We start from the raw sequence: 11097 nt of genomic DNA, 5'->3' as shown, positions 1-11097 counted from the left end.
TTAACATTCAATGTCTCTGAAATGGGAGTTTTTTTAGGTTTGGAAATAGAATACAATTCAAGCCTGTTTAAGTCATCCACTATAGAGCGTTTATTTAACCATTATCAGGTATTGTTAAAGAACATAGTATCAGATATAAAAAGACCTATAGGTGCTATATCAATAGTAACCGAATCAGAGAAACATACATTATTAGAAGAATTTAACTCTACAAAAGTTCCTTATCCAAAAGGAAAGACTTTGGTAGATTTATTTTCAGCCCAGGTTTTAGAAACACCAGACTCTATAGCAGTGGTTTATTCAGATGAATCATTGAGTTATTTGGAGTTAGATAAGCGATCAAATCAGTTGGCTCATTACTTACGAGAACAAGGGGTTAAACCCGATGATTTAATAGGGCTTTGTTTGAGACGAGGATTGGATATGGTTGTAGGTATTTTAGGGATATTAAAATCAGGAGGAGCCTATGTTCCGATAGATCCAGATTACCCACAGGATCGAATCGATTATATAGTAGAAGACACTGGTATTGAATTACTTTTAACTAGTGGAGAAGGGTGCTTTGTAAAAGAAGGAGTTTCACTACTAGATTTAGATAGTGATCGAGAATTGCTCTCAAGTTATTCATCAGGTGATTTAGAAAGAGTTTTAAAACCTGATCATTTGGCTTATGTTATTTACACATCAGGAAGTACAGGAAAACCTAAAGGAGTAATGGTGGAGCATAAAAATATTATAAAACTTGTCAAAAATGAACCCAACATTGCAATTTGTAATGAAGATAAAGTTTTACAGTGGTCGAATTATGCTTTTGATGGATTTATTTATGAGTTTTTTGGTAGTTTGTTAAATGGAGCTCAATTATATTTAATTGATAAACACGTTTCTCACAATGCCGAAGAATTAAAAGATTTCTTGAATAAAAAAGAAATTACAGTTTGTTTTCTAACAACGGCATTGTTTAATAATATAATTGATACAAATCCGAAAGGATTTCCTAGTATCAAAAAGATGTTATTTGGAGGAGAGGCAGCTTCGGTAGCTCGTGTCTTAAATGGAAAATCACATATCAATAAAGGGCAATTATTTAACATTTACGGACCTACAGAAACGGTTGTGTATGCAACAACTTATGAAATAATAAATCAAGAATTGAAAAACATTCCTATTGGTAAACCTCTTAATGATACTCTAACTTATGTAACCAATTCATATATGAGTTTACAACCTATTGGGGTTGTAGGAGAGCTATGCATTGGAGGGGCCGGAGTAGCGCGTGGGTATTTAAATAAAAAAGAACTTACAAAAGAAAAATTCATTGCCAATCCTTTTAAAAATGAAGGGCGTTTGTATAGAACAGGAGATTTGGTTAAATGGTTACCAGATGGTAATATTGAGTTCATAGGAAGAAAAGATAATCAAGTAAAAATACGTGGATATCGAGTAGAGTTAGGAGAGATAGAGGAAGCTCTTTCTAAAGCTCCTTTAGTAGAGAAATGTTGTGTGATAGCTAAAGAAGATGATTTAGGGAATAAGTATTTAGTCGGTTATATTGTTTTAAAAGGTGATTTTAATAAGAATAGTATAGAAAATTACCTCAAACTAACATTACCAGAGTATATGATTCCTCGGTTTTGGACAAAATTAGATTCGTTGCCTATTAATTCAAATGGTAAATTTGATAGAAAAGCGTTATACAATTTAGAGTATAATCATTTACCATTAAAGGAGTATGTAGCTCCCAGAAATGAAATAGAAAAACAATTATGTGATATTTGGCAAGAATTATTAGGTATTGATAGAATAGGAATTCACGATAATTTTTTTGAGTTAGGAGGACATAGTTTAATGGTTTCAAGGTTGGTAACAACCATTAATGATAAACTAAATGCCAACATAAATATTGCAACGATATTTAAAGAACCTTTAATTTCAGAGTTGGCAAAGAATTGTAATACTTTCAGTGGATTTAAAGAGGATATTATAATTCCTTTAAATGAAACCAACAATTCAAAAACTATTTATTTGGCCCCGCCAGTAAGCGGCACCATTAATTGTTATACCGAATTAGCAAAAACTGTTGGTAAAGACCATTCTTTGTATGCTTTTCAGTGCCCTGGACTATCTGGAATTTCATCAACAGTAAAATCAGTTGAAGAATTAGCTTCTGTTTTTATTACTGAAATGCAAAAAATAGACTCAAAAGGTCCTTATAGTATTGGTGGATACTCTTTTGGTGGTATTGTAGCCTATGAAATGGCTTTACAACTAAATGATAGAGGTTATATCGTAGAGGAGCTAATTTTCTTTGATAGCTTACCTTTATTTACAATTAACCGAAAATTAAATAGAGATAAAATCTTTAAAAACATTGTGAAAAATGGAATTGAAGACCTACTAGAGAAAAGTTTTGATTGGTCAATTTTGTCTATTGAAAACAGATCTGAAAAGGAACAGATAGATATTATATTTGACTATATAAAAGACCAAGGTTTTAACATAAAGAAGCCAGATTTAATAGCATTTTTAGAGGTAAATATTAATAATGAATTAGCTGCTTATAACTACCAACCCAAAACACACGCAAAATTAAATACAGTAATTGTTTTATTTAAGGCAATGTTGAATTCAAACAAATTAGAAGTAAATGACTTAGAAATATCAAAAATATTAGAAAAACATGAATATGGATGGAGTCATTATACAAACAAAAAAATAGTTGTACATGAGGTTAATTCTAATCACAATAACATTTTAGAAAAACAAAATATTAAGGAAATATCAAAAGAAATAATGAATAGAAAGCTCATGTCTAATGATGCGTAGAGCTCTTAAAAAGAATTGAATAAATCTATTCAAAATTGATGTAAGAACATAGAAAATGTTTTTTTATCTAAAAAAACACTTTTTTGATTTACACCAGAGTTGATAAACGGTCGAATATTTTGCATAAATATTCAGGATTAACGAAAATACAATTATGTTAAAACTTAAATTAAAACATATAATTGGCTTAATTATTTATGCCATACCGAATACCCTACTAAATTTTGCGATACTATATATAATAAACAATGCTATTTCAGGAAATAGTAATAAACTTTCGGGTTACAATATAGGGTTGGTATTCGTATCAATTATTGCTATTACTTATCTATTAAATATAATATTTCAAAAGTATATTAATAAATACTCTTTCAATTTATTGTATAAAAATGAGAAAAGAGTGTTTAATAAAATTTTAAAAACACCACTTGAAACTCTTGAAAATTTGGGGTCGCAAAGATTTTACACCGTTATAGAAGATTTAAGGATATTCTCAACCTTACCAGAAATTCTTACTCATTCTATGAATTCTATCATGATGCTATTAATTTGTATAGCCTACCTGCTTACTTTGTCCATTACAGCAGGTTTAGTTGTTATTGGAGTAATAGTAGTTATGATGTTTATTTATTTTTTTGCTATGAATGTAATGTCCGAAAAAGTCAACCAACTCCGAAACTACAATGAGTACTATTATAGACTTGTTGAAGATGTTATTAAAGGGTTTAAAGGGTTCAAATTAAGTGTATTCAGACGAAATAAATTAATGAAGTCTTTTCTTTCACCGAATAGAGATAAAGCAGAAAAATTAGACTTTAAAATCAATTATGTTTTTCTATCAATAAGTTTAATTAGTCAATATGGGTTATACTTAATAATAGGTGGGATTCTCTTTATACTACCTGAATTCGGAATTTTAGAAAGGAACAATGTAATTTCTTATGTAGTGGTTTTATTATTTATTATTGGACCTATAAATGATTTAATCAACATGCAAAATATTTATACCAGACTAATAGTTGCTAATTCAAGAATAAAGACATTTATGGACGATTTTAGTAATGAGGAAGAAGTAGTGGAAAATAGTAAAAATACTGTATTTGACTCTTTAGAGTTTAAAGACGTTTGTTTTACTTATGAAAAAGAAAATAAAGGAGACACTTTTGTATTAGGTCCTTTGAATTTATCAATAAAAAAAGGGGAAACCATATTTGTAGTAGGAGGAAACGGAAGTGGTAAAAGTACCTTCGTTAATTTATTAACCGGTTTGTATAAAAAAACGAAAGGAAGTATAATTTTGAATGAAAGAGAAGGTGTAGTAAATGCTACTGATATACAAAACATGATATCAGCCGTGTTTACGGATAATTATATATATTCTAGTAATTACGACAATTATTCTTTGGAAAATAATTTGGAGTATGACGAATTATTGAGCGTAATGGAGTTAAATGAGGTGGTTACTGATAATAAAGAAAAATCAGCAAGAAGAATTTTTTCAAAAGGGCAGAGTAAAAGAATGTCTTTAATTTTGGCATTACTGGAGAAAAAACCTATTCTTGTTTTAGACGAATGGGCGGCAGATCAGGATCCGTATTTTCGCAAAAAATTCTACGAAAATTTATTGCCACAACTTAAAGAAGAGGGGAAAACAATAGTCGCAGTTACTCATGATGATACTTATTTTAAATATGCAGATCGAATTATTAAATTCGATTATGGTAATATTGTTTTAGATGTTGAAGCAAAAAATAATACTTCTTTGGAAACGGTTTTTTGATTAAACAATCGAGTTTTTACATTTCTTAACTTAATAATATCTATACTATTGAATGGTGAATTGGAAATATTTATTTTTTAAAATCAATTAAATCAGGTTCCAAGAACTTTATTTTTGCTTTTTCTGATTCAAAGATATCATAACTATAATGAGTATTTATGAGTTCTCTAAATTCTAGTTTTAATTGTGGGAATTCATTAATGAAATTTAAGAAATTATTTGATCTGGATTTCTGCATAAAATGGTTTACAATTCTTATGGAAACAATTGTTAGAGTGGTATGATATTTATCTCCTTTTCCAACGATTACATCAAAATTTAGAAGTTGTTTTTGAATATCTTTTTCAGCTTGTTTCACTCCGAATTTTTTAATGTACAGCCAAGCTAAACGTAAATGAGCTTCGTGATTGAAAAGTTCGGGGTTTAGAGTACCTTTTGTAAATTGTTCAATAAATTCAGAATCTGAAAGTTGATGGTGATTTGATTTAGTTTTCATTATCTAATTTGTGTTTAATATTGGTTAAGTAACGTTTAACTATCTTAAAAATGTATCCCTCTTCAATAAATTTACTAACTAATGGTGTGCCTTTTTCATACAAGCCAGCATTGTATTCCAACCAAGTAATTTCTGTAGCATTTTTTGTTTTTCCTTGAGTACAATAGATATCTATTCGTTGAATTTCAAAATCATCCCATATAACAAGATACTGAATATGCCCTTTTTCAGGGTTATAATCTGTAACAGTAAGCATCACATCAAGATCATCATATTTTGAAAATAAAACTTGTCCCTTTAACGTTCCTTTTTCCCCTTTTTTTAATTCGATTGGATCCCAATTTGAATAAAGTAATTTACGCCCTCGTGGCTCAAATAGAGGGAACACATTATTAACAGAATAAGCGATTGTATCTTTATAAACAGCTTTAAATCCAACAGTTGGAAAGGTTTCTATAGTTTCAGAAGCAAGAATTTCAATATTCTTTTGTTTATATTTAGATGATTGGCTATTATGTGTTGAAGAATGAGAACTGTGCCCTTTCCCATTGTGATGCTGTCCATTACAACCTATAACCAACAGCATTCCTAAAGTAAGTGTTAAAATATTTTTCATACTGCAAAGTAACGACGCAGTATTTTTAATCTCATTTACATTTGTCGATAAATTGTTTTCTTGCTCGACTTAATTGTGTTGGTGTTATACCAAGATAATTTGCAATATAGTAATGAGGTATACGATTAATTAAACTTGGATATTCTCTTAAAAAAAGCTCATATTTTTCTACAGAATTTAAATTGAGCAAAGAAACCAATCTAGCTTGTAATTGATTGTTTAATTTTTGAAATTGTTTAGTGATAATATCTGTAATTTCTCTATCCTTATTAACGTTATTCATTACTTGTGAATAATCAGCAACCGAAATTTTACAATCCTCTAGAGCCTCAACAGACATTGCTGTATTTGTATTTGGAATATAACTGCCAATAACCATATCATATTCCTGATAGAAATGAGTGGTGATTTCGTTTCCATCATGATCATAAACGAAACCGCGCATAATTCCTTTTTCGATCATTCCAATTTCAATACAAGGTTTCCCTACTTGAAGAAAAAGGGAGCCTTTTTTTATGTGATCTATTCTATGAATAGATTGACTTATAGTTTCTTTTTTCATTTGTAAGGGCTGTCGATAGTTGAAATTTACAAAATAAAAAGATAACCTTTTTGAAATTGAAATGAAGGTTGTTTAATAAGTATATTTTAAAGGCTAATCAAATATTTAATTTTTATTAAGTTAAGCTGAGATTTTTATTCATTTAGCTTTTGTAAATAACCCTATTATTAGGTTTATTAATTTATGCATTATAAAACATATAATTAGTGATACTGTGCCGATCAAAATGGGTAGTATTCCTCCAAATGTGTAAAGCATTCCAACAACAAAACCTAATAAGTATTCAGTAAAATGGACAGGTTTGAAAAAAGCAATAAGAATAGGTAAAAGAATATAGTATTGCAAAATTTCAGCTTGACCAAACTCCCAAAGTAATGATGCTATACTTCCAAAAAGTAACGCAAATAAAAAGCTTCTGAGAATTTTGGAGTCAAAATAGTTAATATTTATTGCTTCAGATTTGATTAATTTATTTCTACGTTTATCAATGAAATGTACACTTAACAAACCTAATACTGGAACAGTTAATAATCCCCACCAATTAGAAATACCTGGCAAGTCTTCGCGTGCCAGAAGGTGATGAGTAATTACTCCTCCTTTAAAATACTCAATTAGAATAAAGGTGAGTGTTAATAGAAAAAGACATACAACAATAAAGGTTTTATTGTTTAATATTGGTTTTGTAGACATTGGTATAGTTAATTTAAATGATTGTAATTTTTAAAAAGATGATTGACTTAAAGTTTTGTTACTGAATGAAATTAATTTAATAATCAAAGTACTCTTAATCTTCTTGCGAACAATTTTGATAAACTAGAGTTATGAGAAAGACAATTTGTTAAATTAGCATTATGCAAGAGTTTATAGATTATATAAAAGAATTTGTCGATTTAAAAGAAGAAACAATAGAGCATATTTTAAGTGTTACTAAAGAGGAGGTTTTTGAAAAAGGAAGACAAATTTTAGATGTTGGAAGAACATGTAAACATTTATATTTTTTGAAAACAGGAAGTATAAGAAGCTTTATTTATCAGAAAGGGAAAGATATCACACACTGGGTTTACGGACCTAATACGCTATTTACTTCTTGGGGAAGTTACATCTTACAAAACCCTTCTAATGAATATTTAGCTGCGATAGATGAATGCACGGTTTTTTCAATTTCTTATGAAAATTGGCAATTATTGTATGAGCAACATTCGGAATTGGAGCGGTTTGGACGTTTAGTGATGGAGCAGGAGTTGGCAATAATAGATGAATTTTACAAAGGATATTATTTTTTATCTGCTAAAGAAAAATATGATTTGTTAGTAAGTGCCTATCCTAATATTACACAAATAGCCAATTTAGGTCATATAGCATCTATGCTTGGAATAAGCCAAGAAACCTTGAGTAGGATTAGAGTGAAATAAAAAAACTCTATTATGGAAAGAGAGGTTCTTCGAAAAGAACAACCCCAATGCAAGCATATGGGGTATCGGTTGAATTTATAATCTTATATTTATAGGCAAGCCTCGTAGAATTAAAACTCTTGGATATCGTCCTACGATTAAAAAACTCTCACAACATTAAATCCGAAAGAAATACTTCCGTTGTTCCAATCTCCTTGAGTTTTTGTTAAAAAAGCACTATCGTTGCTTCCTCTCGAGTTAGAGAAGAGCAATTGGAATACATGACCGCCAGTTTCAATATCAATTCCTATAGTTAGAGGGTTTTTATATATTGATTTTTTGTCTTTGTTAATATTGTATGAATAATCTAAATTTAAACTCATTCGCTTACTAACCTTTAAACTACCTCCGATTCCCATTAAAAATTGATTGTGATTTCTTTTTTTAGTTGCGTTTAAATCTTGTAGGTTTTGCCGAACAAAAGAAGGAGCCAATTGTAATGATAAGTTTTTAGAAACTCTACGAGAGATTAAAAGTTGGAATGTATAACTCATTCGATCAGCAAATTTCAAATTTGGATAATTAGCTTTTTTTAATTCTGAATTGATGTCGGCACTCGTATATCCTACAACGTTGAAAGGAAATTTATTGGATTGTTTGGTTATTTTAACCTTAGCCGTTCCAGAATAAGTTTTTTCAAAACTATCTCTACTTATTCCTAATTGAATATCATCCCAAAAACTATAAACGAGTTGAATTTTAGTGTTAGCTTGATCTAATCCAAAGAATTCATCGATTCCATCTCTTAGCGATCCAAATCGATGTGAAACAATTAAATATAGATCGCCTTTATCAGCAACTTTTGTTGATTGTAAGTTCCCTATTTGCATCGTTTTAAACGCTGGTAAATCAAATAGTTTTACATGCTTAGTTTCGTTGTTAAGCTCATCTAATAAATCATCTTGAGCAATTATAATCTGAGATAAAAAAAGAATGAAAAGGAAAAATTTTACTTTAGTATGCATTGATTTAGTTTTAGTTCTTCTAGTAAATCGTCGTACCCAATAACACGACCTTTTATCGTAATGTTTTGATTTAAGTTTATTGTTTTGATTTTATGAGAATTTTTAAATTGACAAAATATTTGGCGATTAATGATTATCCCTTTATTTCCAAGTTCTGAAACCTTTCCACTTAGCTCTACTATTTTAGAATTCCACTTACTAAAATCATTACTAGCTATTTCTAAAAAATCTGTTGACTTTCCCTTATAGTTAATAGAAAGTTCTTCAATTGTTTTGCGTGGTTTATAGGAATACTTATATATAGAATAAAATGTTAAAATGAAAAGGAAGCATAATAGGATAACCTTAGTTTTTTTGAAGTAACTCATAATTTATAGAAACATTTATTTGATTCGCAATTTTCTTACGAACAATGCTTGGTATTTTTATATTGAAATCTTGTGGCTTTAAAGAGAAATTAGATAATAATTTAATTTTGTTTTGCTGAAAAAAAACTGTAGCTGTTGTGTTGATATCCTTCTTTTTCCCTCTAATAGTAAGTGTTCCAAGCAAAGGAAATACTTGTTGTTTTTTTATTTTCTCTAAGGTGAAACCACTTATTTTTCCTCTAAAAACTGCTTTAGGGTAGCGCTCTGATTCCATATAATTTTCATTAAAATGTTCTTGCATTAATGCTACTTTGAATTGAAAAGAATTTATGAAAAGTTGAACTGCAATATCTCCAGTATCCACTTTTAAAATTGAAGAGGAACTATTATTTATGGCTTCAATGGGTTCAAAAGCGTCTACCGAAGCTTTAAAATGGGTTGTACCCGTTCTAGTAAAATATTTTTGAGCTGCTATTGATTGTGAAAATAATAGTATTGTTAATATGATTAAATTTTTCATGTTTGATGTGTTTTGAGTTATTCAATGTAGCCATCGACTTTCCACTTGTCGAAGAGAGCTCTATTAGCCGCAGTTAAAAGGCCATTTTGAGGCATAGGATTGGCACCATCATTTATACGAGTTATCAAATTTCCATTTTGAGCGGAGTTTTTTACTTGGACATACGATTCTAGAATTAATCCATTAGCGGGGTTTATTGAACTATGACAGGTTAAGCAGTTATTAAATATGATTGGCTGAATGTCTCTTTGATAAGTTACAGTTCTATCAATAGGAACTCCTGTTAAAGGAATTTCCGCGGTTGTGCAGCTAAAGCCTAATAGAACAGTGGCTAAATAAAATATTTTTCTCATTCTTTTAATTTTCAACATTAACATTGGTTATATTTTCTATTTTGTTTTCTAACGGATTTATAATTAGTAATTTACTTATACTTAAAATATCTCCTTCCCTAGGGGCACCATCTCCGTTTTTATCGGCAGCAATTGTTAGGTAGTAATTTCCTGGATGCAAATAGGTGTATAAAAATGTATTCTCATTATTTTCTAAAATGGGAAAGTGCAAGATGGTATTAAAAGCAGCCGTATCTGATGTTAAGTAGCCATTGGTATCTGTTAAAGGTGCTTTTGATAAATACACGAGCAAATTTGTATTTGTAATCTCACTATTTCTCGTAATATTTACAGTTAAAGTACCTAATCTTGGATGATCTGTAATAATATATGGATCTCCGGATTGAGGAGCTAATTCATACACATCGTTATTTGTTTGTGAAGCTAAAAATGTTGCCGATTTAGCTGGTTGTCCTGCTTGTTCAGTGTATAAATGATCTGGATTAAATCCGTTAGCAAAATCTAAACTATCATCGATTGTGTTTTCAGGAAAACCAGTAGCATTTTGAGCGGCAAATGCTAGTTCCAGATGCATTTTCTTTCCTTTGAAAGTCATATGTCGGGAAGGTACACGGTTTCCTAAATTACTGGTATATGAATTAAAGTATAGTTCATCACCTTTAAATCGAAGTTCCATGTACATAATTCCAGTTCCACCAATAGCATCAACCAATCTATAATATTTACCTTCAGCACCTCTGTCTTCAACTTTGTCCATTACGAAATAACTTGTACGGTAAATTCCATTAAGTAATCCCCCATTACGTGCCATAATGGTTCTTACTCCTTTATAATTTGTTATAAAAAATGAAGTGAAAAGATTTCCTAAGGTACCTCCTTCATGAATGCCATGTATATGTGATTTTGAAATGGCTCTATAATCCCAAGCAAACCAGGGGTATTCATCTGCAATCACTTTATTCATCCCAACCCAATGTCCTTGCATTTTCTCAAGAAAATCGAATCCGTCAAGCGTAATATCCATAGGAATTACTTCCGTAGAGGGATTTGTTGGAGTGTTAGGAAGAGTTCCTTCAGTGATATCTCTTACGTTGTCTTCACATCCAATTAAAAAAAGAACAAAAAATGCTCCAAAAAGAAAGTGTCTTTTTTTCATAATT

The 11097-nt window shown here is 30.0% G+C and carries 12 protein-coding genes; 3 read left to right on the top strand and 9 right to left on the bottom strand.

Annotated features, from left to right (window positions below; translation table 11 throughout):
• Window positions 1–2826, top strand: a 2826-nt coding sequence (locus ACKTTV_RS01940) for a non-ribosomal peptide synthetase (RefSeq protein WP_408029121.1), incomplete at its 5' end; no start/stop codon positions are given.
• Window positions 2827–2980: 154 nt separating this feature from the next.
• Entirely contained in the window at window positions 2981–4606 is a 1626-nt protein-coding gene (locus ACKTTV_RS01935; RefSeq protein ID WP_408029120.1) for a cyclic peptide export ABC transporter, read from the top strand.
• 70 nt (window positions 4607–4676) lie between these two features.
• On the opposite strand, the gene ACKTTV_RS01930 is transcribed toward ACKTTV_RS01935, so the two are convergent.
• The 4 genes from ACKTTV_RS01930 to ACKTTV_RS01915 form a co-directional block, all read right to left on the bottom strand.
• A complete protein-coding gene (locus tag ACKTTV_RS01930; RefSeq protein ID WP_408029119.1) occupies window positions 4677–5102 on the bottom strand; it encodes a hypothetical protein in 426 nt (141 codons plus the stop codon).
• Window positions 5092–5718, bottom strand: a complete 627-nt coding sequence (locus ACKTTV_RS01925) for a hypothetical protein (RefSeq protein WP_408029118.1) — start codon at window positions 5716–5718, stop codon at window positions 5092–5094. Before ACKTTV_RS01925 ends, ACKTTV_RS01930 begins: the two co-directional genes overlap by 11 nt.
• Before the next feature lie 31 nt (window positions 5719–5749).
• A complete protein-coding gene (locus tag ACKTTV_RS01920; RefSeq protein WP_408029117.1) occupies window positions 5750–6280 on the bottom strand; it encodes a Crp/Fnr family transcriptional regulator in 531 nt (176 codons plus the stop codon).
• A gap of 138 nt (window positions 6281–6418) precedes the next feature.
• Window positions 6419–6970, bottom strand: coding sequence for a hypothetical protein (locus tag ACKTTV_RS01915; protein WP_408029116.1), 552 nt, complete (start codon window positions 6968–6970; stop codon window positions 6419–6421).
• Between the two features lie 161 nt (window positions 6971–7131).
• On the opposite strand from ACKTTV_RS01915, the gene ACKTTV_RS01910 reads away from it, so the two are divergent.
• Complete coding sequence (locus ACKTTV_RS01910) at window positions 7132–7692, top strand: Crp/Fnr family transcriptional regulator (protein ID WP_408029115.1); 561 nt, start codon at window positions 7132–7134, stop codon at window positions 7690–7692.
• Window positions 7693–7829: 137 nt separating this feature from the next.
• Here ACKTTV_RS01910 and ACKTTV_RS01905 read toward each other — a convergent pair whose 3' ends face one another.
• The 5 genes from ACKTTV_RS01905 to ACKTTV_RS01885 are packed head-to-tail and all read right to left on the bottom strand — an operon-like array spanning window position 7830 to window position 11093.
• Window positions 7830–8696, bottom strand: coding sequence for a DUF5777 family beta-barrel protein (locus tag ACKTTV_RS01905; protein ID WP_408029114.1), 867 nt, complete (start codon window positions 8694–8696; stop codon window positions 7830–7832).
• Complete coding sequence (locus ACKTTV_RS01900) at window positions 8681–9064, bottom strand: hypothetical protein (protein WP_408029113.1); 384 nt, start codon at window positions 9062–9064, stop codon at window positions 8681–8683. The genes ACKTTV_RS01905 and ACKTTV_RS01900 overlap by 16 nt, the downstream gene beginning before the upstream one ends.
• Window positions 9042–9584 carry a YceI family protein gene (locus ACKTTV_RS01895; protein WP_408029112.1) on the bottom strand — a complete coding sequence of 181 codons (543 nt, stop codon included), beginning with the start codon at window positions 9582–9584 and terminating at the stop codon, window positions 9042–9044. The genes ACKTTV_RS01900 and ACKTTV_RS01895 overlap by 23 nt, the downstream gene beginning before the upstream one ends.
• 17 nt (window positions 9585–9601) lie before the next feature.
• Window positions 9602–9937: a hypothetical protein gene (locus ACKTTV_RS01890; protein WP_408029111.1), complete on the bottom strand. Its 336-nt coding sequence runs from the start codon at window positions 9935–9937 to the stop codon at window positions 9602–9604.
• Between the two features lie 4 nt (window positions 9938–9941).
• Window positions 9942–11093 carry a hypothetical protein gene (locus tag ACKTTV_RS01885; protein ID WP_408029110.1) on the bottom strand — a complete coding sequence of 384 codons (1152 nt, stop codon included), beginning with the start codon at window positions 11091–11093 and terminating at the stop codon, window positions 9942–9944.
• Window positions 11094–11097 lie beyond the last annotated feature (4 nt).

Origin of the sequence: Tenacibaculum xiamenense, assembly GCF_964513065.1 — a bacterium.
GTDB classification, from domain to species: domain Bacteria; phylum Bacteroidota; class Bacteroidia; order Flavobacteriales; family Flavobacteriaceae; genus Polaribacter; species Polaribacter xiamenense.
This window is presented reverse-complemented; position numbering and strand designations above follow the sequence as displayed.

What these genes read in the sequence shown, in the direction of transcription:
- ACKTTV_RS01925 (WP_408029118.1), bottom strand. Translation starts at nt 5,718, where the DNA reads ATGAAAAATATTTTAACACTTACTTTAGGAATGCTGTTGGTTATAGGT.
- ACKTTV_RS01915 (WP_408029116.1), bottom strand. Translation starts at nt 6,970, where the DNA reads ATGTCTACAAAACCAATATTAAACAATAAAACCTTTATTGTTGTATGT.
- ACKTTV_RS01885 (WP_408029110.1), bottom strand. Translation starts at nt 11,093, where the DNA reads ATGAAAAAAAGACACTTTCTTTTTGGAGCATTTTTTGTTCTTTTTTTA.
- ACKTTV_RS01930 (WP_408029119.1), bottom strand. Translation starts at nt 5,102, where the DNA reads ATGAAAACTAAATCAAATCACCATCAACTTTCAGATTCTGAATTTATT.
- ACKTTV_RS01905 (WP_408029114.1), bottom strand. Translation starts at nt 8,696, where the DNA reads ATGCATACTAAAGTAAAATTTTTCCTTTTCATTCTTTTTTTATCTCAG.
- ACKTTV_RS01900 (WP_408029113.1), bottom strand. Translation starts at nt 9,064, where the DNA reads ATGAGTTACTTCAAAAAAACTAAGGTTATCCTATTATGCTTCCTTTTC.
- ACKTTV_RS01920 (WP_408029117.1), bottom strand. Translation starts at nt 6,280, where the DNA reads ATGAAAAAAGAAACTATAAGTCAATCTATTCATAGAATAGATCACATA.
- ACKTTV_RS01890 (WP_408029111.1), bottom strand. Translation starts at nt 9,937, where the DNA reads ATGAGAAAAATATTTTATTTAGCCACTGTTCTATTAGGCTTTAGCTGC.
- ACKTTV_RS01910 (WP_408029115.1), top strand. Translation starts at nt 7,132, where the DNA reads ATGCAAGAGTTTATAGATTATATAAAAGAATTTGTCGATTTAAAAGAA.
- ACKTTV_RS01895 (WP_408029112.1), bottom strand. Translation starts at nt 9,584, where the DNA reads ATGAAAAATTTAATCATATTAACAATACTATTATTTTCACAATCAATA.
- ACKTTV_RS01935 (WP_408029120.1), top strand. Translation starts at nt 2,981, where the DNA reads ATGTTAAAACTTAAATTAAAACATATAATTGGCTTAATTATTTATGCC.